The organism is Stenotrophomonas sp. STEN020, assembly GCF_056760195.1.
In genome coordinates, this window is record NZ_JBRREI010000058.1 from 1 (window position 1) to 22072 (window position 22072).

The window sequence follows — 22072 nt, forward strand, 5'->3', positions numbered from 1 at the left end:
CCCCCCCCCCCCCCCCCCCCCCCCCCCCCCCCCGCCGCCGGGGCGGGCGCCCCCCCCCCCCCGCCCCCCCGCCCCCCCCCCCCCCCCCCCCACTACAGAAAGGCAAAAAAAAACGCCGGCTGTTGGCCGGCGTTTTTCTTTGGTGCTGCTGCAATCCTCAGTGCTTGAGGTTGCGGCGCAGACGCTCCAGGGCTTGCAGCTGGGCGGTGACTTCGGCCAGCTTCTGCTGTGCCTCGGCCAGTTCCATGGCTTCGCCACGGTGCGCCAGTACGCGCTCTGCTTCTTCCTTCGCCTTGCGCACCGATGCTTCATCGATATCGGTGGCGCGGATGGCGGTGTCGGCCAGCACGGTCACGACCTGCGGCTGTACTTCCAGGATGCCGCCGGAAATGGCGAAATCCAGGTGCTCGCCTGCAGCGGTGGTGACCACGACCTTACCCGGCTTCAGACGGGTGATCAGCGGTGCGTGCTTGGGCGCGATGCCCAGCTCGCCCAGCTCACCGGTGGCCACGACCAAGGTAGCTTCGCCGCTGAAGATCTGCTGCTCGGCACTGACGATGTCGCAACGGATGGTGCTCATGGATCTCTCTTCGCCTGGTTGGGTGGGCCTGCGCCCACCGCAGGTTGCCGCGTGGGCGGAGCACGCTCCGCCCTACGAGGTTATTAGGCCTTCTCAGCCATCTTCTTGGCCTTCTCGACCGCTTCTTCGATGCTGCCGACCATGTAGAACGCCTGCTCCGGCAGGTGGTCGTACTCGCCATCGACAATGGCCTTGAAGCCACGGATGGTGTCCTTCAGCGGCACGTACTTGCCCGGCGAGCCGGTGAACACTTCGGCCACGTGGAACGGCTGGCTGAAGAAGCGCTCGATCTTGCGGGCGCGGGTCACGGCCTGCTTGTCTTCTTCGGACAGTTCGTCCATGCCCAGGATCGCGATGATGTCCTTCAGTTCCTTGTACTTCTGCAAGGTCTGCTGGACGCGCTGGGCGGTTTCGTAATGCTCGGTACCGATGACCTGCGGGTCCATCTGGCGCGAGGTCGAATCCAGCGGATCCACGGCCGGGTAGATACCCAGCGAGGCGATCGAACGCGACAGGGTCACGGTCGAATCCAAGTGGGCGAACGTGGTGGCCGGCGACGGATCGGTCAAGTCATCGGCGGGCACGTAGACGGCCTGGATCGAGGTGATCGAGCCGGACTTGGTCGAGGTGATGCGCTCCTGCAGGACGCCCATTTCCTCGGCCAGGGTCGGCTGGTAACCCACCGCCGACGGCATACGGCCCAGCAGTGCCGACACTTCGGTACCGGCCAGGGTGTAACGGTAGATGTTGTCGACGAACAGCAGCACGTCCTTGCCCTTGCCGCTGGCGTCCTTCTCATCACGGAAGTACTCCGCCATGGTCAGGCCGGTCAGGGCGACGCGCAGACGGTTGCCCGGCGGCTCGTTCATCTGGCCATACACCATCGCCACCTTGTCGAGGACGTTGGAGTCCTTCATTTCGTGGTAGAAGTCGTTGCCCTCACGGGTACGCTCACCCACGCCGGCGAACACGGACAGGCCGCTGTGCGCCTTGGCGATGTTGTTGATCAGCTCCATCATGTTGACGGTCTTGCCGACGCCGGCGCCGCCGAACAGGCCGACCTTGCCGCCCTTGGCGAACGGGCACATCAGGTCGATGACCTTGATGCCGGTTTCCAGCAGCTCGGTCGAGGAAGACTGGTCTTCATACGACGGGGCCGAACGGTGGATTTCCCAGTTGTCCGAAGCCTGCACCGGGCCGGCTTCGTCGATCGGACGACCCAGCACGTCCATGATGCGGCCCAGGGTGCCAGCGCCGACCGGCACCGAGATGGCGCGGTTGGTGTTGGTGGCAACCAGGCCACGCTTCAGGCCGTCGGTGGAGCCCAGCGCAATTGCGCGGACGATACCGTCACCCAGCTGCTGCTGGACTTCCAGCGTGATTTCGGTGTTGTCGACCTTCAGCGCGTCGTACACCTTCGGCACATCGCTGCGCGGGAATTCGACGTCGACGACGGCGCCGATGATCTGAACGATCTTGCCCTGACTCATTGCTGCATCCTCTAAATGTGTGCTGTTGACTGCGCGCGTTAAACCGCTGCCGCGCCGCTGACGATTTCGGAGATTTCCTGGGTGATCGCTGCCTGGCGGGCCTTGTTGTAGACCAGCTGCAGGGTTCCGATCATCTTGTTCGCGTTGTCGCTTGCCGCCTTCATCGCCACCATGCGAGCTGCGTGCTCGGAGGCAACATTCTCCAGCACTGCCTGATACACCAACGATTCGATATAGCGGGTGATCACGTGCTCAAGCACGGTTGCTGCGTCGGGCTCGTACAGGTAATCCCAGTCGTGCGAGGCCACCTGCTTTTCAGCAGCCGGCAACGGCAGCAGCTGATCGAAGCTGGCCTTCTGCGTCATCGTGTTGATGAAGCGGTTGTAGACCAGGTAGACGCGATCAACCTTGCCTTCGGTGTAGGCGTCCAGCATGACCTTGATCACGCCAATCAGCGTTTCCAGCTTGGGCTGGTCGCCGATGTTGGCAACCGAAGCAGCCATGTTGACGTTGACGCGACGGAAGAACGCGCCGGCCTTCTGGCCAACGGTCACCACGTCGATCTCGGCGCCCTTTTCCTGCCAGCCGCGCATTTCTGCGACGGTCTTGCGGAACAGGTTGTTGTTCAAGCCGCCGGCCAGACCGCGATCAGACGAGATCACGATGTAACCCACGCGCTTGACCTGCTCACGCTCAACCAGGAACGGATGCTGGTAGTCGGTGCTGGCCTGGGCCAGGTGACCGATCACCTGCTTCATCGCCTGCGCGTACGGACGCGAGGTCTTCATCCGATCCTGCGCTTTGCGGATCTTGGAGGCCGAGACCATTTCGAGCGCGCGCGTCACCTTGCGGGTGTTCTGCACGCTCTTGATCTTGGTTTTGATTTCGCGTCCGCTTGCCATCTCTTATTCCCGTGGCGCGAGGTCGAACCCCGCGTTTGCCATACAGCGGAGCCAGGCTCCGCTGCTTTCAGTCGTGCGGAGCCAAGCTCCGCACTACTGGACTGGTATTACCAGGTGCCGGTGCTCTTGAAATCGGCGATGCCCTTCTTGAAGGCAGCTTCGATATCGTCGTTCCACGCGCCGGTGCTGTTGATCTTGGAGGTCAACTCACCTGCGGTGTTGGCGAAGTGCGCGTGCAGGCCAGCTTCGAACGAGAGCAGCTTGTTGACCGGCACGTCGTCGAGGAAGCCCTCGTTGACGGCGTAGATCGACAGCGCCTGGTCGGCGATCGACATCGGTGCGTACTGCTTCTGCTTCATCAGCTCGGTGACGCGCTGACCGCGCTCCAGCTGCTTGCGGGTGGCTTCGTCAAGGTCGGAGGCGAACTGCGCGAACGCAGCCAGCTCACGGTACTGGGCCAGCGAGATACGAATACCGCCGGACAGCTTCTTGATGATCTTGGTCTGGGCCGAACCACCGACGCGCGACACCGAGATACCGGCGTTGACGGCCGGACGGATACCAGCGTTGAACAGGTCGGTTTCCAGGAAGATCTGGCCGTCGGTGATCGAGATCACGTTGGTCGGAACGAACGCGGAAACGTCGCCAGCCTGGGTTTCGATGATCGGCAGTGCGGTCAGCGAACCGGTCTTGCCGGTGACGGCACCGTTGGTGAACTTCTCGACATACTCTTCCGACACGCGAGCTGCACGCTCGAGCAGGCGGGAGTGGAGATAGAACACGTCACCCGGGTAGGCTTCGCGGCCCGGCGGGCGCTTCAGCAGCAGCGAGATCTGGCGGTAGGCAACAGCCTGCTTGGACAGATCGTCGTACACGATCAGGGCGTCCTGACCGCGGTCCATGAAGTACTCACCCATGGTGCAGCCGGCGTAGGCGCTGATGTACTGCATCGCGGCCGATTCGGAAGCGGTTGCAGCCACGACCACGGTGTGGGCCAGGGCGCCGTTTTCTTCCAGCTTGCGCACGATGTTGGCAACGGTCGAGGCCTTCTGGCCGATCGCTACGTACACGCACTTGATGCCGGTGCCCTTCTGGTTGATCACGGCATCGATCGCCATCGCGGTCTTGCCGGTCTGACGGTCACCGATGATCAGCTCGCGCTGGCCACGGCCGATCGGAATCATCGAGTCGACCGACTTGTAACCGGTCTGCACCGGCTGGTCGACCGATTTGCGCCAGATCACGCCCGGAGCAACGCGCTCCACCGGGGCGGTCAGCGAGGTGCCCAGCGGGCCCTTGCCGTCGATCGGCTCACCCAGCGCGTTGACAACGCGGCCGAGCATTTCCGGACCCACCGGCACTTCCAGGATGCGACCGGTGGTCTTGGCCACGTCGCCTTCGCGCAGGTGCTGGTAATCACCCAGGACCACGGCGCCGACCGAGTCGCGCTCCAGGTTCAGTGCCAGGGCAAAGGTGTTGTTCGGCAGTTCGATCATTTCGCCCTGCATCACGTCGGCCAGACCGAAGATGCGCACGATACCGTCGGACACGCCAGTGACGGTGCCTTCGTTGCGCGACTCTGCGGACAGGGCGACCTTCTCGATGCGGGTCTTGATCAGTTCGCTGATTTCAGAGGGGTTGAGCGTGGTAGCCATCGTCAAGTCCTAGTGCCGGCTTGTGGCCGGACGGTAATGTGAATTCAGTGTGCGAGCGCGGTCTGCAGGCGCGACAGCTTGCCCTTGAGCGAGCCATCGATAACCACGTCGCCGGCATCGATCACGGCGCCGCCGATCAGCGAAGCGTCCACTGCGGTCGACACGTCGACTTCGCAGTTGAAGCGCTTGCGCAGCGCAGCCTTGATCTTTTCCAGCTCGTCGCCCGACAGCTCGGCTGCCGAGGTCACGGTGGCCTTGACCACGTGCTCGGCTTCGGCGCGCAGCTGCTCGAACAGACCGGAGATTTCCGGCAGCTGTTGCAGGCGGCGGCCTTCGGCCAGCAGGGTCAGGAAGCGACCGTAGGTCTCGCTGGTCGCGTCCGGGGTCAGCATGGCAACGGCATCGCCGCGGCTCAGCTGCGGATTCGACAGCAAGGCCGACACGCGCGGATCGGCAGCAACGCGGGCGGAGAACGCAAGCGCGTCCGACCACGGCGCGAACTTGCCTTCGTCACGCGCAATCGCAAACGCGGCGCGGGCGTACGGGCGGGCAAGCGTGAGGGCCTGGCTCATCGATCAGATCTCCGCAGCCAGCTCGTCGAGCAGCGCCTTGTGGGCGTTGGCATCGATTTCGCGCTTGAGCAGCTTTTCGGCGCCGGTCACGGCCAGAGCGGACACCTGCTTGCGCAGATCTTCACGGGCACGGTTGGCGGCAGCGTCGATTTCAGCCTGGGCCAGGTCTTTCTGGCGGGTGGCTTCGGCGATGGCTTCGTTCTTGGCGGCTTCAACGATCTGGTTCGCACGGGCGTGCGCCTGGTCGATGATCTCGTTGGCCTTGCCACGGGCTTCTTTCAGTGCCTCGTTGACCTTTACTTCCGCCTGCGCCAGATCTTTCTGGCTGCGGTCGGCAGCGGCCAAGCCCTCAGCGATCTTCTGCTGGCGCTCTTCAATGGCCTTCAACAACGGCGGCCAGATCTTGGTCGCGATGATCCAGATCAGCAACGCAAAGGCCAGGGCCTGTGCAAAGAGGGTGAGATTGATATTCATGATTAGCTCGATCGCTGGTGTCGGGGGTGGTTACGCCGCCGTGGCGGCGCAACCGAACCTTCATCCGAAGTCGGGCGCCAACAGGCACCCGACCGTCTCACTGCAGCTGGATCAGCCTGCCAGCTTGGCGGCTTCGGCCAGCAGAGCAGCAGCCAGCGGGTTGGCGAAGGCCAGCAGCAGGCCAACGGCGACCGAGATGATGAACGCGGCGTCGATCAGGCCGGCGGTGATGAACATGCGGACCTGCAGGACCGGGATCAGTTCCGGCTGGCGAGCGGCCGATTCCAGGAACTTACCAGCCATGATGGCCAGACCGAGGCCAGCGCCAAGTGCGGCCAGGCCGATCATGATGCCGACGGCAAGGGCGGTGGAGCTCTGAACTTGGGCGAGGTTGGTCAGGACGGCGAAGTACATGGTTATCTCCAGGAACTTTAAGTAGCTAAGGGTGATGAAACGGATGAAGGTTGAAACTGGGTGAAGCTTGTAACTTTAGTGACTGTCTTCCGACAGGCTCAAGTACACGATGGTCAACATCATGAAGATGAAGGCCTGCAGCGGGATCACCAGCAGGTGGAACAGCATCCAGCCAAAGCCGAATACGCCACCGGCAACGGCACCGAACACGCCGGCACCGCCCAGCACCCAGATCAGCAGGAAAACGATTTCGCCGCCGAACATGTTGCCGAACAGTCGCATCGCCAGAGAGATCGGCTTGCTCAGCCACTCGACGATGTTGAGGATCAGGTTGAACGGCATCATCCACTTGCCGAACGGGGCCGTCAGGAATTCCTTGATGAAGCCGCCGACGCCCTTGGACTTCAGCGCGAAGAAGATCATCAGGATGAACACGCTGATCGACATGCCCAGGGTGGCATTGACGTCGGCGGTCGGCACCGGCTTCCAGTAATGGATGCCTGCCAGCTCCAGCGGCTTGGCGATGAAATCGGCCGGGATCATCTTGATGAGGTTCATCAACAGGATCCAGAAGAAGATGGTGATCGCGATGGGCGTGATCAGCTTGCTCTTGCCGTGGTAGGTGTCCTTGGCCTGGCGGTCAACGAACTCCAGGCAGATTTCAACGAACGCCTGCCACTTGCCCGGCACACCGGCCGTGGCCTTGCGGGTTGCCATCCAGAAGGCGAACACCATCAGCAGGCCCATCAGGACCGCGGTGACGATGGTATCGACGTGGATCATCCAGAAACCACCGCCCTCACCGACCGGCGCGGTCAGATTCTGCAGGTGATGCTGGATGTACGTGGTAGGAGTTAGAGCCTCGCCCGCCATGTGTCCGGAACCTTTATGAGTGAATCAACGTCTGGCCAGAGCCAGAACCTGGAACATCAGCGCCACTGGAATTGCCGCCAGCAGAGCCAAAGGAGGGAGTTGCCACCAGAAAAAAGCCATTCCCAGCACAGCAACAATAAGCACAATCTTCAGCACGAACCCCAGGAACAGGCGGATCATTGCTGAACCAGCGGCCTGAATGCCGCCACCGAGCCCAATCCACGCGGCCAGCGCAGTTCCTGCTACCACCGCCAGGCCCGATACAAGGGCGCCCAGCGCATGCTTTGGCCCCACGAAGAGGAAGGCCAGAGCCAGGACCACCACTGCGACCAGCGGGTAGACCGCGGCGCGCAACATCAGTCGCCGACCCGCATCAACGGAGTTCAGCACGTCAAAGTGTCCTGCATCAGGTAAAGGAAAGAGCCGAACCGCGCAAAGGCGTCTCGTCGAGCCGCGAAAGTATAACAGCGGGACAATTTGCGAGACAACCGGCATTTGTCCCCATTTGACTATGCAAGTGGCCGCAATATCACGTTTTTTCCCCAAATGCGCGGCCGCCGGGCACCCGCGCGGGACAATAAATATTGCCCCGCAACATGGGAACTTCCCCCAACTCCCCCGGTCAGACCTTCGTAGTCCGCCACCCGCTACCTCGTCGGGCGGGTGCGCAGGCTCGGGTGAGGTGGTGTCGCACGCCCTCGGCGGCACCACCTCACCGCAATCTAATTGCGCAGCCGCGTAGCCTTTGCAGGAGCGGCGCCATCAGCGCTAGACACTTCTGCGGTCACATCATTGCGGTCGCGAGCACGGACCTGCAGCATGTAGTGCCGAGCCATGCTCGGCAGAGGCCTTCCCGGTAACGCCCCAGCCGAGCATGGCTCGGCTCTACAAATAAAGCATCGCTGCGCTCTACGCATCGCGCACAAATGAAAAGGGCCGCTTAGCGGCCCTTTTCAATCTACGGTTACTTCTTCTTCGGGATATACAGATCGGTGATGGTGCCGTCGTAGATCTCCGAGGCCATCGCTACCGACTCACTCAGGGTCGGATGGGCGTGGATGGTGTGACCGATGTCTTCGGCCTCCGCACCCATTTCAATGGCCAGGCCGATCTCGGCCAGCAACTCACCGGCATGCACGCCGACGATGGCACCACCGATCACGCGATGGGTTTCTTCGTCGAAGATCAGCTTGGTGAAACCTTCGGTGCGACCAATACCAATCGCGCGACCGCTGGCCGCCCACGGGAACTTGGCCACGCCCACCTTCAAGCCCTTGGCCTTGGCCTCGGTCTCGGTGACGCCAACCCAGGCGATTTCCGGATTGGTGTAAGCCACCGACGGAATCACCCGTGCCACCCACTCCTTCTTTTCGCCGAAGGCGACTTCAGCAGCCAGCTTGCCTTCGTGCGTGGCCTTGTGCGCCAGCATCGGGTTACCAACGATGTCACCGATGGCGAAGATGTGCGGCACGTTGGTGCGCATCTGCCGGTCAACCGGAATGAAGCCGCGATCGGTGACTTCGACGCCAGCCTTGTCGGCATCGATCTTCTTACCGTTTGCAGAGCGGCCGACGGCAACCAGCACGCGGTCAAACGTGCCGCTTTCCATCGCCGGCTTCTCGCCTTCGGTGGCGGCTTCGAAGGTCACCGTGATGCCCTTGGCATCGGCGCTGACGCCCGAAGCCTTGGTCTTCAGATGGACGTCGATGCCCTGCTTCTTCAAACGATCAGCCAGTGGCTTGACCAGGTCCTTGTCGGCGCCCGGCATCAGCTGATCCATGAACTCGACCACGGTCACCTTGGAGCCCAGGGCGCTGTACACGGTGGCCATTTCCAGGCCGATGATGCCGCCACCAACGACCAGCAGCGAACCCGGCACTTCGGCCAGTTCCAGCGCATCGGTGGAGTCCATCACGCGCTTGTCTTCCCACGGGAAGTTCGGCAGCTTAACCGCCTGCGAACCGGCAGCGATGATGCACTGCTCGAAGCGCAGCAGCTGGGTCTTGCCGTCGTCGCCGACGATTTCCAGCTCATTGGCCGAGACGAACTTGGCCAGGCCGTGCACGGTGCGGATCTTGCGCTGCTTGGCCATGCCGGCCAGGCCCTTGGTCAGCTGACCTACAACCTTTTCCTTGTAGCCGCGCAGCTTGTCCAGGCTGATCTTCGGCGCGCCGTATTCGATGCCCAGTTCGTCGGCATGCGCGGCGTGGTCGATGATTTCAGCAGCGTGCAGCAGCGCCTTGGAAGGAATGCAGCCAACGTTGAGGCAGACGCCACCGAGGCTGGCATAACGCTCGATCAGCACGGTATCCATGCCCAGATCGGCAGCGCGGAAAGCAGCGGTATAGCCGCCCGGGCCTGCACCCAGCACCACGATGCGGCACTCGATGTCAGCCGTGCGGCCGCTGGACGGCAGCGCCTTGGCAGCAATCGCCGGGTCCGGCGCGCGGTGCGACGGGGTCACCGGCGGCTTGCTGCCCGGGGCGGCCTTGGCAGCAGCCGGTGCGGCGCCGGCAGCGCCGTCCAGCACGACCACCACGTCACCGACCGACAGCTTGTCGTCGAGCTTGACCTTGATTTCCCTGACCACGCCATCGGCCGAGGACGGCACTTCCAGCGTGGCCTTGTCCGATTCCAGCGTGACCAGGCCCTGATCTTTCTTCACCGTGTCGCCCACGGCGACCAGGATCTCGATCACCGGCACGTTCTGGTAGTCGCCGATGTCCGGCACCTTGACCTCGATCGGGCCGGATGCGGCCGGCGCAGCAGCAGCAACCGGCGCACTGACCGCTGCCGGAGCGGCGGCAGCTGCAGGCTGAGCAGCCGGCGCAGGTGCTGCAGCAGGCGCCGGAGCCGCGGCCGGGGCAGCGCCCTCGCCTTCGGCTTCCAGGATCACCACCACATCGCCCTCAGACAGCTTCTGATCAAGCTTGACCTTGATTTCCTTGACCACACCCGCGGCCGAGGACGGTACTTCCAGCGTGGCCTTATCCGACTCCAGCGTGACCAGACCCTGGTCCTTCTTCACCGTGTCGCCCACGGCCACCAGAATCTCGATCACCGGCACGTCGTTGTAGTCGCCAATGTCCGGAACCTTGATTTCAATCGTCGCCATTGTTTTCTCCTGTGGGCTCAGCCGGCGTCGCCGACGAACCGGTCATGCATCTTGTCGAGCGCGCGTTCGATGTTGGCGTAGCGCTTCTCGTATTTTTTGTCTTTGCTATGGGCCAGCTCGATCAGCAGCGCCGCCTGTTCCTGCAGCGCTTCAAGCTGGCCGCAAGCCGGCCGCTGACCGCTGTAGCGCTCACCGTTGACGGTGAAGGACAGCACCTCGCCATCGGTGACCGGCGCACGCGCTGCCACTTCCGGCGACGCCAAAGCCTTGCCCCAGACCCCAACCAGACGCCGTGCCAGTGCATCCGGCAACGGCGCCTGGGCGAACTCCGGCTGCTGGTCCAGCTGCAGGTTGACGCCACCGCGGCCAGCCGCAGTACTCCAGTTGTAGATGCGCTTGTCGGCCATGCCGGCCAGCACCATCCACTGCCCATTGGCGGCGTCTCGGCGCAGCAGCACCTGCGATTCCACCCCACGGGCCGGCAGCACCAGCAGCGACAAGCCGTCTTCAGCCTGGCCACCCAGCAAACTGGTTGCCGCCTGGCCATAGTTGCCCACCGCCGGCGGCCAACCCTCACCCACCACCGGCAGGCACTGGCTGGCGGCCAGTGCCGGAGCCGCCATCGCGGCCAGCACCAGCGCCAACAGCGCGCGTCGTGGCGGCACTGGCATCACAGCAGCACGCGCCGCATATCAGCCAACACCTGCGACAGGTAGGTGGTGAAACGGGCCGCCAGGGCGCCGTCGATGACGCGGTGGTCGTAGCTCAGCGACAGCGGCAGCATCAGCTTGGGGGCGAATTCCTTGCCGTTCCAGACCGGCTGGATGGACGACTTGGAGACACCGAGGATGGCCACTTCAGGCGCATTCACAATCGGAGTGAAAGCGGTGCCGCCAATGCCGCCCAGCGAGCTGATCGAGAAGCAGCCGCCGCTCATGTCAGCCGGGCCGAGCTTGCCGTCACGCGCCTTCTTGGCCAGTTCGCCGCTTTCCTGGGCGATCTGCACCACACCCTTCTTGTCGACGTCACGGATCACCGGCACGACCAGGCCGCTCGGCGTATCGGCGGCAAAGCCGATGTTGAAGTACTTCTTCAGGGTCAGGTTCTCCCCGCTGGCATCCAGCGAAGCGTTGAACTCGGGGAACTTCTTCAGCGCGGCAGCGCTGGCCTTGATCAGGAAGGCGAGCATGGTCAGCTTGATGCCGGCCTTCTCGTTTTCCTTGTTCAGGGCCACGCGCAGGCCTTCCAGATCGGTGATGTCAGCCTGCTCGAACTGGGTGACGTGCGGGATCATCGCCCAGTTGCGGGCCAGGTTGGCGCCGGAGATCTTCTTGATGCGCGACAGCTGCACCACTTCGGTCTCGCCGAACTTGCTGAAGTCGACCTTCGGCCACGGCAGCAGGTTCAGGCCACCGCCGGCAGCAGCCGGGGCACCGGCGCTGGCAGCAACGCCGCCAGACAGAACGCCCTTGACGAACTTCTGCACGTCGTCCTTGGTGATGCGGCCGCCCTTCTCGGTGCCCTTGACCTGCTGCAGGTCCACGCCCAGTTCACGGGCGAACACGCGCACGGCCGGGCTGGCATACGGCACATTGGCCGGCAGCACGCCTTCGGCGTTGAACTGCACCGGCGGGGTGGCCGGCTTGCTGGTGGTGACCGAATTTTCCTGGGCGATTTCGCGCTGGGCCAGCTTGTCGGCGACCGGGGCAACTGCCACCGGCTCGACCTTGGCGCCGGTCTCGGCGGTGGCTTCGACCTTGGCCGGGGCTGCCGGCGCGGCAGCGGCAGCCGGCTTGGCAGCCTCTTCGCTGACTTCGATCAGGGCCACGACCTTGCCCTCGGACAGGCCGTCGCCAACCTTGACCTTCAATTCCTTGACCACACCGGCATAGGCCGACGGAACTTCCATCGTCGCCTTGTCCGATTCCAGCGTGACCAGACCCTGGTCCTTCTTGACCGTATCGCCAACCGCGACCAGCACTTCGATCACCGGAATGTCGCTGTAGTCACCGATATCGGGGACAAGTGCTTCCTTGATTTCGGCCATGAACTACTCCAGCAACAAATGAGGGAATCCCCTATTGTGGCGTTAGCGGGCCGCAGCGCCAACCGCTACAAGCGAATTCGCCTGCGTATGTCCCCGGACAAGGGCACGCCACGCGCGCCGTGACGGCCGGAATTTCGGCTCAACGCGCTGCTTTGCGACGTGTCTGCTGTCTTGCCTGTCCTAGCCGGTCAAACCATTGGTTGCAGGCGATACCACCACTTTGGGCGCATTCAACCACGGTTGCAGCGCCTGCCACTGCGCAGTCAGGCGCTGCAGCGACCACGCCGCATTGGCCGGACTGGTCGATGGCAAGGCCAATACCGGCAGCGCAGCCGCCAAAGGCGGCAAAGCCGGTGCAATCCATCGCTGGAACGCAGTGTGTGCTGCAGCGCCATTACAGGTGAAGGCTCGCAGCTGCGGCAGATCGGCCACCAGCTCCGCAATGCGATTAGGCACCTCGCTGCCACGCACGATGGAAGTATCCAGACTGCCCGCGCGTTGGCACTGCCCGATCACATCCCACAAGCCGACACCTGCCTGCTGCAGACATTGCATTCGTTGTGCATAGGCAAGCTGCGCATCGAAGCCGCACAACGCCGCCATCAGCGGCCAGAAGCGATTGCGCGGATGCGCGTAGTAGCGCGCTTCGTGCAGCGATATCGCGCCCGGCATCGAGCCCAATACCAATACACGACACGATGCAGCTACCTGCGCGGGCAAGCCCTGCAATACATCAACACTCATCACATGCTCCACAACATCGTGAACGGAATTTTTCTACGAATCATCGTGTCCATGGGATCTCTCTGTTTTTCGCTGAACGCAACGGCACTGAAAAACCCCTGCGTTTAGAGCGATTCATCTTGCCATCGTTAGGGTGACCTCGCCCCGTAACGAGGGCCTTGATAACAACGTAGTCCTGATCGCAGTAGTTCTGTTCGCAACATGAGGAGTTAGTCATGCGTTCCATCAAAATTCTCAGCCTTGCCACACTCGGCGCACTTGCGCTGTCTTCCACTGCCTTTGCGCAGGATGCCAATGGCGATACCGCATCAGGCAAGCATTTTGCCGTGGTTGGCGGCATCAGCCTGCTGCAGCCGAAGAACGATCCGATCGGCGGTGTTGGCAAGGTCGATGGCGGCCCGGCACCAACGATCAGCGCCAGCTATTACTTCAACGACAACTTCGCCGTTGAACTGTGGGGCGCAGCCGACAAGTTCGATCATCGCGTGCGCACCGATGGCGGCGCCAAGGTTGGCAGCGTCGAGCAGCAGCCGCTTGCACTGAGCGCGCAGTACCACTTCGGCCAGGCGGACAATGTGTTCCGTCCGTTCGTAGGCCTGGGCTACTACGAGTCGAACTTCAGCAATGAGAAGATCGATGGCCTGAGCAGCAGCGGCAACCACGTTGGCGTGGATACCGCCAAGGGCGCGATCGGCACCGTCGGCGTTGACATGAACATCAACTCGACCTGGTTTGCGCGCGCCGATGCGCGCTATATGCAGTCGCGTCCTGACCTGCGCATCGCCGGCCAGAACGCTGGCGAGCTGAAGCTGGATCCGTGGACCGTGGGCTTTGGCCTGGGTGCGCGCTTCTAAGCAGCGATGACCTAAGCGGCAATGATCCTGGCAACACCGTTGTAGATTCAATGCAGTGCTTGTAAATGAAACACGGGCCATTCGCGGCCCGTGTTTTTTTGTGGAGCTTCGCTGATCAATGCCACAGCAGAAGCAAGAGCTACCCCTCCCCGACCCTCCCCTGCCCCTTCGGGGCAAGGGAGGGAGTGATCATGGGCTGCCGTCATCGCTCCATTGCAGCGCCAAGTAGTCAAAGTGCTGCTGCAGGCGTGGCTTGACCACATCGAAGAACGGCGACACATCGAAGTCGCGCGGCGTGTACAGGCTGTAATTGCGGATATGCAGGATCTCCTGCGACTGCTCGGCACCGCCCACCTGCGCCAACACCGTCTCGATTTCCGGCAGGATCGGGTAGCGGATCGACTCGAAGGCCTGCGCCAGCAGCGTCGAACAGATCGCCTTGGTTGGCTCGCCACTGCCCAATGCAATCAAGCGACGGCGCATATGCCCCGGTACCGGCGGCTGCCGGATCAGGAATCGCGCAAGATCGAACACATTCTTCAGGTCGTAGCTATAGCCCAGGCGCGCGCGCATGAACCCAACCAGCTGATCAACCACTACTGGTGACAGGCCCTGTGGACGGCAGATACGGGTGTGCTGATTGGCGAACTCGGTCAGCGGGATACGCCGTACGCCCTGTTCCACATCCACGTCGATCAGCATCGGCTGCGGCTTGCCACCTTCCAGCAAGGACTCCTCGCCGATATACAGCGCCGCATGCGACCAGGTGGACTGGCTCAGATATTTGATGGCGGTGGAGAAGCGGCTATTACCCTCCACCAACAGCACATCGCCACGCCGCAGCGTACGCAGCAACATGGCCGGGTCGCTGGTCGACGGCCGCATCTGGTTGGCGCGTGGCTGCGCCAGGAAGTGCGCCAAGCGGCGCCCGAAGAACTGCAGCACACCCATCAAGCATCTCCGTATCTGCTTGCATCAGACTAGCCGGGACAGCATCCGCCTGCCATCGGATACAGGCTCAGCGCGGACTACGATCAAACTGCCGATAACGTTGGTGATGGCGAACCCGTCGCCGCAGCAGCCAGGCGTACATGCCTGCATAACCGAGCAGCAAGGCTGCCATCGCCAGCAGACCGGCGTGGCTGAGCCAACCCGAGTCCGGCCACGGCACGCTGTTCACCGATGCCTGCCAGCCCTGCACCGTGCCGGCAACCACGCGCACCACGATCATCGCGGTCAAGGCCAGCACCAGCCAGGTATTGGGCTTGTAATGCAGCGCCTCCGGGCCGGGCTCGAAGCGGGTCAGGTAGTGGCCGAGTACGCCGACCAGCAGGCCGGCCAGCCAGCCCGCTGCCGCGTATGTCCATGCACCCGGCCACCAGAAGCCGGCTATGCCAACGAACACCGCAAACAGACCGGTGGATACCAACGTCGCCCAGAAATTGAAGGTAACAAGCCAAGGCCGCGCCTGCCGGCGCGCACCACCGCTGCGCACGCGCTGCCATAGCGACAGCGGCATCAACAGCAGCATGATCGCGACGAATACCAGTATCGCCAGCGGCAGAGCGAGAAGCACGGGCATGGGGACTGATCCGGGGATGCAGGGCCAAAGATTACGCCATGCCTGGTATCCGTAGTGCCGAGCCATGCTCGGCAGAGGCCTTACCAGCATTCCCGACCTGTAGTGGGGGGGGGGGGGGGGGGGGGGGGGGGGACCGCTCGGCAAACAAAGGGAGGTGGGGGGGGCCGTGCGCCCCCGGCCCCCGCGGCCCCCCCCACTACAGGGCGATCCCGGCCCAGCGGTGAAGCTTAGAACGCAGGCAGTACCGCGCCCTTGTACTTCTGCTCGATGAAAGCCTTCACTTCCGGGCTGGTCAGGGCCTTGGCCAGTTTCTGCACGCGGGCGTCGTCCTTGTTGTCCGGGCGTGCGACCAGGAAGTTCACGTACGGCGACTCGCTGCTTTCAATCGCCAGTGCGTCCTTGGTCGGGTTCAGACCGGCGTCCAGTGCGTAGTTGGTGTTGATCAGGGCCAGGTCGACCTGGTCCAGCACGCGCGGCAGCATCGCCGAGTCCAGCTCGCGGAACTTCAGCTGCTTCGGGTTCTCGGTGATGTCACGTTGGGTCGACAACGCGTTGCTCGGGTCCTTGAGCTTGATCACGCCAGCGGAGTCCAACAGGATCAGCGCGCGGCTGTTGTTGCTGGGGTCGTTCGGGATCACCACGTCGGCGCCATTGGGCAGTTCAGCCAGCGACTTGAAGCGACGCGAGTAAGCGCCGAACGGCTCGATATGCACACCGATGACGGTGACCAGATCGGTCTTGCGGTCAAGGTTGTAGGCCTTGAGATAAGGCTCGGTCTGGAAATAATTGGCGTCCACCTGCTTCTGCACCAACTGGTCGTTGGGCTGCACGTAGTCGTTGAACACGCGCACGTCGAGCTTGACGCCTTCCTTCTCCAGCAGCGGCTTGACCACTTCCAGAATCTCGGCGTGCGGCACGGCGGTGGCGGCAACCACCAGCTTGGACTGGTCAGCGGCAGGCTTGCCGCAGGCCGACAGGGCCAGCACGGCGGCAATCAGGGGAAAGGTGAGCAGCTTTTTCATCGGTAACAGATCCCGTGGGGAAGGATGGTGTGGACATACGCTAACAGGCCGGCACGCAACGTGCCGGCCTGCGGTCATTCCATTACTTGCGGCTGTAATGCGTAACCAGACGGTCGCCAAGCATCTGCAGCAGCTGCACCAGCACCAGCAGCAACACCACGGTGACCAGCGCCACATCGGTATGCGAACGCTGGTAGCCGTCGCGGAAGGCCAGATCGCCGAGGCCGCCGGAACCAATCGCACCGCCCATCGCGGTGAAGCCGATCAAGGCAATAGTGGTGACGGTGGCGCCGGCAATCAGGCCCGGTCGTGCTTCCGGCAACAGCACCTTGAAGACCAGCTGCTTGGTGGTCGCGCCCATCGCCTGGCTGGCTTCGATCACGCCACGGTCGACTTCACGCAGTGCGGTTTCAACAAGGCGCGCGTAGAACGGCGCGGCGCCCACCACCAACGGCAGGATCGCGCCACGCACGCCCAGCGAGGTGCCCATCAGGCCCAAGGTCACCGGGATCAGCACGATCATCAGAATGATGAAGGGCACCGAGCGCAGCAGGTTCACCAGCAATGCGGTGATGCCGTAGACCACCGGCTTGCGGTGCAGCTGCGGCGAGCCGGTCAGGAACAGCAGTACGCCCAGCGGCAGGCCAATTGCCAGCGTCAGCGGCAGCGATCCAGCCAGCATCAGCAAGGTGTCGATGGTGGCCTGACCGATATCGGCCCACTTACCCGCATCCAGATGGCGGAAGAAGCCTTCAGCGGCAGTTGCAATGATCATCGGCGCAGCTCCTCGACGTGCACACCGGCAGCAACGAAAGCCGCCTGCGCGGCATTCTGGTCGCCGCCTACCAGGGCCACGGTCAGCTGACCGTAGGGCGTGTCCTTGATGCGGTCGATGCGGCCGGTAAGGATGTTGTAGTCCACCCCGGTGTCGCGGGCGATGCGGCCGAGCAACGGGTCATAAGTGCCTTCGCCGAGGAAGGTCAGGCGCACGATGCGGCCGCCGACGGCAGCGAAATCACGCAGCTGCTCGCCTTCGTCCACGTGCTCGGACTCGGACACGAAACGGCGGGTGGTCGAATGCCGAGGGTGCAGGAACACCTCGGTGACCGGGCCCATTTCCACCATGTGGCCGGCATCGAGCACTGCAACGCGGTCACAGACGCGGCGGATCACGTCCATTTCGTGGGTGATCAGCACGATGGTCAGGCCCAGCTCGCGGTTGATCTTGCCCAGCAGCGCCAGCACCGAGGCGGTGGTCTGCGGGTCCAGCGCGCTGGTGGCTTCGTCGCACAGCAGGATCTGCGGGCGCGTGGCCAGCGCGCGGGCAATGCCGACACGCTGCTTCTGCCCGCCGGACAGCTGCGAGGGGTATTTGGCTGCATGGTCTTCCAGCCCGACCATGCGCAGCAGCTCGGCCACGCGGGCGTCGATCTCGGCCTTGGGCGTGCCGGCCAGCTCCAGCGGGAAGGCCACGTTGGCGGCCACGGTACGCGCCGACAGCAGGTTGAAGTGCTGGAAAATCATGCCGATGCGCCGACGCAGGGCGCGCAGGCCGTCCGCGTCCAGCGCGGTGGCGTCCTGGCCATCGATCAGCACCCGCCCGCCACTGGGCTCTTCCAAGCGGTTGATCAGTCGGATCAGGGTCGACTTACCGGCACCGGAGTGGCCGATGATGCCGAACACTTCGCCGGCCTGGATCTTCAGGTCGAGCGGATGCAGCGCGGTGATCGCGCGGCCGTCGACGGCATAAGCTTTCTGCAGGTGCTGGAACTCGATCACTGCCAGGGCAACCGGAGGGCATAAGAAGGGGGCGTGCAGCCTAGCAGCGCCGGGCCGTCGGCGCGCGTGCCGCAAACAGGAATGTTATTCCTTTTGGTTCTAAGTGAAACCAGTCGGGGTTGTGCTGGGGGACAGGTGGCCATTTGTAGGAGCGGCGTCAGCCGCGAAGCAGATGGACTGTCAGCTTGCAGCAAAGGCCAGCAACTCAGGGCCGCGGGCTTCGCGACTGACGTTGCCTGAGTCTGCTGGGAAAGCCCCTGCCGAGCATGGCTCGGCACTACGCCCCCTCCCTTTGGCGAAGCCAAGGGGAGGGCTGGGGAGGGGTTGGCTTTCAGGGATGATCGACCTGATCCGGCCGCTGCGCTCGCTGAACGCGCTCACGGTGCAACAGGTAGAGGCCGCTGGCGACGATGATGCTGGCGCCGATCCAGGTCCAGCGGTCAGGCAGCTTCTGCCAGAGCAGCACGTCCCAGCCGATCACCCATACCAGGCCGGTGTACTCCAGCGGCGCGATCATCGAGGCCTGCCCCAGCTGGAACGCCCGGGTCAGCGCGATCTGGCCCAGGGCCCCGGCCAGGCCCATGCCGGCAATCAGCGCCGCATGCTTCCACTGCAGCGGCTGCCATTGCGGCCAGGCCAGCAGGCCGGCGCCAATGGCCATGATCAACAGGAACCACACCACCATCGATTGCGGAGTATCCGTACGGGTCAGCAGGCTGACCGTGACCGCCGCGATTGCATAGGCCGTCGCCGCCAGCAGCACCATCAGGCCCGGGAACGAGATGAAACCATCCACGCCCGGGCGCAGCACCACCAGCACGCCGATCAGGCCGATACCGATGGCCACCCAACGGCGCGGCCCCACGTGTTCGCCCAACAGCGGCACCGACAGTGCCGCCACCAGCAAGGGAGCGACAAAGTAGATGGTGTAAGCCGTGGACAGCGACAAGGTGCGCAGCGCATAGACGAAGCAGCCGATCATCACCATGCCGAGCACGCCGCGTAGCAGATGCAGGCCCCAACGTACCGGGATCATCGAGCGCGGCCCTGCCGTGGCGAGCACCCATACAAGGACGAACGGCAACGAGGCGGCGCCACGCAGCATGGTGACCTGCAAGGTGGGATAACTGCTGGACAGCATCTTCATGCCGGCGTCCATGCAGGAGAAAAACGCGACGGCGGCCAGCATCCAGACGATGGCACGCACGGGGGATTTGGTAGGCGACATCTGCCCATTATCCCCTGCCGAGGCCCGCCTTGCAGACTGCCTGCAGTAATAAGCGATGCTATGTTCTGGCTCTCTCCAGCCCAGCCCCGACCATGCGCAAGCCACTGAATCATCCAGCTGCCACGCCTCGTCTACTGCGCTTTGCTCCGTTGCTGCTTGCTGCAATGCCCTGGATTGCCACTGCCGCGCAGGCACCCAGCGCTGAAGCGCTGGCCCAGCTGGATGGCTTTGCGTTGGGGCTGCAGGCCGCCGGGCAGTTCTCGGGCACGGTGCTGATCGCAAGCGGCGATGACGTGGTCTTCGAGAAAGCCTATGGCGCGCGCGATGAGCAGCAGGAAACACCGCTGCAGGTGACCGACCGCTTCAACCTGGCCTCGGCCGGCAAGATGTTCACCAGCGTGGCGATCCTGCAACAGATCGCCGCTGGTCACCTGAGTCTGGACAGCAAGGTCGGCGAGGTGCTCAAGGACTATCCCAACCGCCAGTTCGCAAACGAGGTGAGCGTACGCCAACTGCTGACACATAGCGCCGGTGCAGGGGATATCGATGAGCTGTTTGGCGCCGAGCACAGTGCCGATCGCGCGCGCCTGCGCAGCCTGCAGGAAATGGTCGCGCTGCATGCCGGACGTGCTCCGGAGTTCGCGCCTGGCAGCGCACAGAAGTACGGCAACTTCGGCTACCTGGTACTGGGACGCATGCTGGAAGTCCTCTCCGGGCAGGATTTCGAAAGCTACATCCGCCAGCACGTGCTGCAACCAGCCGGCATGCAACATACCGCCTTCGTGGCGTGCGACGACCCCGCCGCTGATCTCGCACGTGCCTATGTGGACGTGGATGGCAAGCGCGTGCGCAACTGCGCCACCCAACCCAATCGCGGCCTGCCAGCCGGCGGCGAAGTGGGCAGCGCGCGTGACATGTTTCGCTTCGTGCAGGCCCTGAATGCCGGCAAGCTGCTGCCAGCAGCACTGTTTGAACAAGCCACCCAGACCCAGCGCGAGTTCATGGGTCTGGGCTTTTTTGCCACCGGCTACGGCAAGGATGTGCCTGCCCGCGACTTCCGCTGGGGCCATGGTGGCAGCACGGACGGTGTCTGCACCGACGTGCGCCATTACCCTGCAACCGGCGAGACGGTGATCGTGCTGTCCAACAAGGATGCACCGGCCTGTTTTGCGGTATCCGGCCTGCTGCACGCGCAATGGAAGCAGCCTTGAACCAATATCCAGGCAAAGGCAGCCAGCAAGCGCGCGCTTGCGCAGGCTCCTAACGAATATTTCCCAAGCACCATGCAAGGATGCGCGCCGATGAAACCTCGCACCACATTATTGCTGGCTCTCTCACTGAGTCTGGCCACCCTTGCCGCCCCGGCATTCGCGCAACCGGCCTGCAGCCCACGCTATCCGCCGCCGACCACGATTGCCGCCATGTTCGACATGGCTGCGGTCACCGCCGATACGCTCGATGCCATGCCCGGCGTGGATGTGGCTATCGCTGCACGCGGCGGCCAGGACCTGAGCAAGTACGGCCTGCGCCACAGCCACCTGGCCTTCCTTGTTCGCAACGACAGCGGCAGCTGGGACGTGGTGCACCTGCTCAACCGCTGCAAGAGCGACAGCTCGGACCTGTACCGCGAAGGTCTGGTCAACCTGGTCGGCGAAAGCTCGATCACCACTGACCTGCGGGTTGGCATTCCCACACCGGAAGTACGCACCGCGCTGAAAGCCCTACTCAGCGGTGCTGCGCCACAGGCACGTGCGCTGCACGAGCCGCGCTACAGCATGCTGGCCTACCCCGGCAGCAGCGAATACCAGAATTCCAACCAATGGATATTGGAAGTCGCGGCCGCGGCGATGGCACAGGCGGGCGGTGACACCGCCCTGAACAACCGCGACACCGCCTTGGCCTGGCTCAAGCAGAAGGGCTATACGCCCTCACGCCTGCACATCGGCATCGGCAAGCGGCTGGGCGCGCGCTTCCTTGCCGACAACGTCGCAGTCACCGACCACCCGGCCAGTGAACGCATCTCCGGCAACTATTCGGTGGTGACGGTGGAGTCGGTATTCGACTTCCTGCACCGCAGTGGCGCGCTTGAACGCGAACTCGCCATTGCCCATCAAACACCCGTGCCGGCGGTGACTGGCAGCAATATGCAAAACCCCACGCAGCAACAGGAAGCCAGCCCATGAAGCATCTGTTCAAAAGCGGTGCCCTCGCCTTTGCCATCGCCGCCAGCCTGGGTTCTGGGCTGGTCCCAAGCCAGGCACGCGCCGAAGGCTTCAAGATCAATGGCTCGCAGGCCTCTGTGCTGATAACCGCCTCCAGCGTGGTGATGGTGGTATCCGGGCCGATCTTCCTTTCCGCCGCTGGCGTGCGCGGCGCGGCCGACATGTCCAAGGAATCCAGCGAGCGCCGCGAAGAGAAACGCCGGACCAGCGCCGGACCGCTGCCGGATCTGGAAGTGAAGTCGGTTGATACCGCGGCCGATGGTGGCCGTCGCGTCACCTTGGAAGACCCTGCCAACGTCGAGAACCGCGCCACCCTGCAATGGCCCAAGCGCGAGGATGACCCGGCGGCAGGTTTCACCGTGGGCACAAAAATCGCCTTCCAACCGAGCCCGCAGGGCGCGGGCTGGATGCTGCGTAATCCGCAAGGCGCGGCGCTGGCATTCGTGCCGACCATCGAAGCGGTAGATGAAAGCCGCACCCACACGCTTTGATTTTTGATTCACCGTACTTGAGGAACTC

General features: G+C 63.4%; 23 protein-coding genes. 4 read left to right on the forward strand and 19 right to left on the reverse strand.

What is annotated here, in order from left to right:
- Positions 1–157 precede the first annotated feature (157 nt).
- From ACVOLZ_RS18655 to ACVOLZ_RS18715, 13 genes are all read right to left on the reverse strand, one after another.
- Entirely contained in the window at positions 158–580 is a 423-nt protein-coding gene (locus tag ACVOLZ_RS18655; protein WP_481508170.1) for a F0F1 ATP synthase subunit epsilon, read from the reverse strand.
- A gap of 83 nt (positions 581–663) precedes the next feature.
- Positions 664–2070 (reverse strand): F0F1 ATP synthase subunit beta, encoded by a 1407-nt coding sequence (atpD, locus tag ACVOLZ_RS18660; RefSeq protein WP_481517427.1) that lies wholly within the window; start codon positions 2068–2070, stop codon positions 664–666.
- A gap of 38 nt (positions 2071–2108) precedes the next feature.
- The gene (atpG, locus tag ACVOLZ_RS18665; protein WP_481517428.1) at positions 2109–2972 is read right to left on the reverse strand and encodes a F0F1 ATP synthase subunit gamma; all 864 of its coding nucleotides are present in this window, start codon (positions 2970–2972) and stop codon (positions 2109–2111) included.
- 107 nt (positions 2973–3079) lie between these two features.
- Entirely contained in the window at positions 3080–4627 is a 1548-nt protein-coding gene (gene atpA, locus ACVOLZ_RS18670) for a F0F1 ATP synthase subunit alpha (RefSeq protein WP_481512843.1), read from the reverse strand.
- Positions 4628–4671: 44 nt separating this feature from the next.
- Positions 4672–5199 carry a F0F1 ATP synthase subunit delta gene (locus tag ACVOLZ_RS18675; protein WP_481517429.1) on the reverse strand — a complete coding sequence of 176 codons (528 nt, stop codon included), beginning with the start codon at positions 5197–5199 and terminating at the stop codon, positions 4672–4674.
- A 3-nt stretch (positions 5200–5202) separates the two neighbouring features.
- Positions 5203–5673 (reverse strand): F0F1 ATP synthase subunit B, encoded by a 471-nt coding sequence (locus ACVOLZ_RS18680; RefSeq protein WP_296251133.1) that lies wholly within the window; start codon positions 5671–5673, stop codon positions 5203–5205.
- 111 nt (positions 5674–5784) lie between these two features.
- Positions 5785–6087 (reverse strand): F0F1 ATP synthase subunit C, encoded by a 303-nt coding sequence (gene atpE / locus ACVOLZ_RS18685; protein ID WP_054661978.1) that lies wholly within the window; start codon positions 6085–6087, stop codon positions 5785–5787.
- Positions 6088–6162: 75 nt separating this feature from the next.
- A complete protein-coding gene (gene atpB, locus ACVOLZ_RS18690; protein ID WP_481512841.1) occupies positions 6163–6960 on the reverse strand; it encodes a F0F1 ATP synthase subunit A in 798 nt (265 codons plus the stop codon).
- 24 nt (positions 6961–6984) lie between these two features.
- Positions 6985–7350 (reverse strand): hypothetical protein, encoded by a 366-nt coding sequence (locus ACVOLZ_RS18695; protein WP_481517430.1) that lies wholly within the window; start codon positions 7348–7350, stop codon positions 6985–6987.
- Positions 7351–7924: 574 nt separating this feature from the next.
- Positions 7925–10075: a dihydrolipoyl dehydrogenase gene (gene lpdA, locus ACVOLZ_RS18700; RefSeq protein ID WP_481517431.1), complete on the reverse strand. Its 2151-nt coding sequence runs from the start codon at positions 10073–10075 to the stop codon at positions 7925–7927.
- Positions 10076–10092: 17 nt separating this feature from the next.
- Positions 10093–10746 carry a hypothetical protein gene (locus ACVOLZ_RS18705; protein ID WP_481517432.1) on the reverse strand — a complete coding sequence of 218 codons (654 nt, stop codon included), beginning with the start codon at positions 10744–10746 and terminating at the stop codon, positions 10093–10095.
- The gene (locus ACVOLZ_RS18710) at positions 10746–12122 is read right to left on the reverse strand and encodes a dihydrolipoyllysine-residue acetyltransferase (protein WP_481517433.1); all 1377 of its coding nucleotides are present in this window, start codon (positions 12120–12122) and stop codon (positions 10746–10748) included. The genes ACVOLZ_RS18705 and ACVOLZ_RS18710 overlap by 1 nt, the downstream gene beginning before the upstream one ends.
- Before the next feature lie 180 nt (positions 12123–12302).
- A complete protein-coding gene (locus ACVOLZ_RS18715; protein ID WP_481517434.1) occupies positions 12303–12866 on the reverse strand; it encodes a DNA-deoxyinosine glycosylase in 564 nt (187 codons plus the stop codon).
- A 215-nt stretch (positions 12867–13081) separates the two neighbouring features.
- Here ACVOLZ_RS18715 and ACVOLZ_RS18720 point away from each other — a divergent pair, with 215 nt between their 5' ends.
- Positions 13082–13720 carry an OmpW/AlkL family protein gene (locus ACVOLZ_RS18720; RefSeq protein ID WP_481517435.1) on the forward strand — a complete coding sequence of 213 codons (639 nt, stop codon included), beginning with the start codon at positions 13082–13084 and terminating at the stop codon, positions 13718–13720.
- A gap of 189 nt (positions 13721–13909) precedes the next feature.
- On the opposite strand, the gene ACVOLZ_RS18725 is transcribed toward ACVOLZ_RS18720, so the two are convergent.
- From ACVOLZ_RS18725 to ACVOLZ_RS18750, 6 genes are all read right to left on the reverse strand, one after another.
- Complete coding sequence (locus tag ACVOLZ_RS18725; protein ID WP_481517436.1) at positions 13910–14671, reverse strand: YiiX/YebB-like N1pC/P60 family cysteine hydrolase; 762 nt, start codon at positions 14669–14671, stop codon at positions 13910–13912.
- 67 nt (positions 14672–14738) lie between these two features.
- Complete coding sequence (locus ACVOLZ_RS18730; protein ID WP_481517437.1) at positions 14739–15302, reverse strand: CcdC protein domain-containing protein; 564 nt, start codon at positions 15300–15302, stop codon at positions 14739–14741.
- Positions 15303–15529: 227 nt separating this feature from the next.
- The gene (locus tag ACVOLZ_RS18735; protein WP_481517438.1) at positions 15530–16324 is read right to left on the reverse strand and encodes a MetQ/NlpA family ABC transporter substrate-binding protein; all 795 of its coding nucleotides are present in this window, start codon (positions 16322–16324) and stop codon (positions 15530–15532) included.
- Positions 16325–16406: 82 nt separating this feature from the next.
- Positions 16407–17099, reverse strand: coding sequence for a methionine ABC transporter permease (locus tag ACVOLZ_RS18740; protein ID WP_346500398.1), 693 nt, complete (start codon positions 17097–17099; stop codon positions 16407–16409).
- Positions 17096–18103 carry a methionine ABC transporter ATP-binding protein gene (locus ACVOLZ_RS18745; protein ID WP_481517439.1) on the reverse strand — a complete coding sequence of 336 codons (1008 nt, stop codon included), beginning with the start codon at positions 18101–18103 and terminating at the stop codon, positions 17096–17098. Before ACVOLZ_RS18745 ends, ACVOLZ_RS18740 begins: the two co-directional genes overlap by 4 nt.
- Before the next feature lie 331 nt (positions 18104–18434).
- Positions 18435–19331 (reverse strand): DMT family transporter, encoded by an 897-nt coding sequence (locus tag ACVOLZ_RS18750; protein ID WP_481517440.1) that lies wholly within the window; start codon positions 19329–19331, stop codon positions 18435–18437.
- 92 nt (positions 19332–19423) lie between these two features.
- On the opposite strand from ACVOLZ_RS18750, the gene ACVOLZ_RS18755 reads away from it, so the two are divergent.
- From ACVOLZ_RS18755 to ACVOLZ_RS18765, 3 genes are all read left to right on the forward strand, one after another.
- Positions 19424–20542 carry a serine hydrolase domain-containing protein gene (locus tag ACVOLZ_RS18755; RefSeq protein ID WP_481517441.1) on the forward strand — a complete coding sequence of 373 codons (1119 nt, stop codon included), beginning with the start codon at positions 19424–19426 and terminating at the stop codon, positions 20540–20542.
- A 90-nt stretch (positions 20543–20632) separates the two neighbouring features.
- Positions 20633–21514: a DUF2145 domain-containing protein gene (locus tag ACVOLZ_RS18760; protein ID WP_481517442.1), complete on the forward strand. Its 882-nt coding sequence runs from the start codon at positions 20633–20635 to the stop codon at positions 21512–21514.
- Positions 21511–22044, forward strand: a complete 534-nt coding sequence (locus ACVOLZ_RS18765) for a hypothetical protein (protein ID WP_481517443.1) — start codon at positions 21511–21513, stop codon at positions 22042–22044. Before ACVOLZ_RS18760 ends, ACVOLZ_RS18765 begins: the two co-directional genes overlap by 4 nt.
- The last annotated feature ends 28 nt before the right edge of the window (positions 22045–22072 follow it).

Bases quoted from the DNA above. Each gene is read 5' to 3' on its own strand.
- ACVOLZ_RS18655 (WP_481508170.1), bottom strand. From the start codon at position 580: ATGAGCACCATCCGTTGCGACATCGTCAGTGCCGAGCAGCAGATCTTC.
- atpD (WP_481517427.1), bottom strand. From the start codon at position 2,070: ATGAGTCAGGGCAAGATCGTTCAGATCATCGGCGCCGTCGTCGACGTC.
- atpG (WP_481517428.1), bottom strand. From the start codon at position 2,972: ATGGCAAGCGGACGCGAAATCAAAACCAAGATCAAGAGCGTGCAGAAC.
- atpA (WP_481512843.1), bottom strand. From the start codon at position 4,627: ATGGCTACCACGCTCAACCCCTCTGAAATCAGCGAACTGATCAAGACC.
- ACVOLZ_RS18675 (WP_481517429.1), bottom strand. From the start codon at position 5,199: ATGAGCCAGGCCCTCACGCTTGCCCGCCCGTACGCCCGCGCCGCGTTT.
- ACVOLZ_RS18680 (WP_296251133.1), bottom strand. From the start codon at position 5,673: ATGAATATCAATCTCACCCTCTTTGCACAGGCCCTGGCCTTTGCGTTG.
- atpE (WP_054661978.1), bottom strand. From the start codon at position 6,087: ATGTACTTCGCCGTCCTGACCAACCTCGCCCAAGTTCAGAGCTCCACC.
- atpB (WP_481512841.1), bottom strand. From the start codon at position 6,960: ATGGCGGGCGAGGCTCTAACTCCTACCACGTACATCCAGCATCACCTG.
- lpdA (WP_481517431.1), bottom strand. From the start codon at position 10,075: ATGGCGACGATTGAAATCAAGGTTCCGGACATTGGCGACTACAACGAC.
- ACVOLZ_RS18705 (WP_481517432.1), bottom strand. From the start codon at position 10,746: ATGCCAGTGCCGCCACGACGCGCGCTGTTGGCGCTGGTGCTGGCCGCG.
- ACVOLZ_RS18710 (WP_481517433.1), bottom strand. From the start codon at position 12,122: ATGGCCGAAATCAAGGAAGCACTTGTCCCCGATATCGGTGACTACAGC.
- ACVOLZ_RS18715 (WP_481517434.1), bottom strand. From the start codon at position 12,866: ATGAGTGTTGATGTATTGCAGGGCTTGCCCGCGCAGGTAGCTGCATCG.
- ACVOLZ_RS18720 (WP_481517435.1), top strand. From the start codon at position 13,082: ATGCGTTCCATCAAAATTCTCAGCCTTGCCACACTCGGCGCACTTGCG.
- ACVOLZ_RS18725 (WP_481517436.1), bottom strand. From the start codon at position 14,671: ATGGGTGTGCTGCAGTTCTTCGGGCGCCGCTTGGCGCACTTCCTGGCG.
- ACVOLZ_RS18730 (WP_481517437.1), bottom strand. From the start codon at position 15,302: ATGCCCGTGCTTCTCGCTCTGCCGCTGGCGATACTGGTATTCGTCGCG.
- ACVOLZ_RS18735 (WP_481517438.1), bottom strand. From the start codon at position 16,324: ATGAAAAAGCTGCTCACCTTTCCCCTGATTGCCGCCGTGCTGGCCCTG.
- ACVOLZ_RS18740 (WP_346500398.1), bottom strand. From the start codon at position 17,099: ATGATCATTGCAACTGCCGCTGAAGGCTTCTTCCGCCATCTGGATGCG.
- ACVOLZ_RS18750 (WP_481517440.1), bottom strand. From the start codon at position 19,331: ATGTCGCCTACCAAATCCCCCGTGCGTGCCATCGTCTGGATGCTGGCC.
- ACVOLZ_RS18755 (WP_481517441.1), top strand. From the start codon at position 19,424: ATGCGCAAGCCACTGAATCATCCAGCTGCCACGCCTCGTCTACTGCGC.
- ACVOLZ_RS18760 (WP_481517442.1), top strand. From the start codon at position 20,633: ATGAAACCTCGCACCACATTATTGCTGGCTCTCTCACTGAGTCTGGCC.
- ACVOLZ_RS18765 (WP_481517443.1), top strand. From the start codon at position 21,511: ATGAAGCATCTGTTCAAAAGCGGTGCCCTCGCCTTTGCCATCGCCGCC.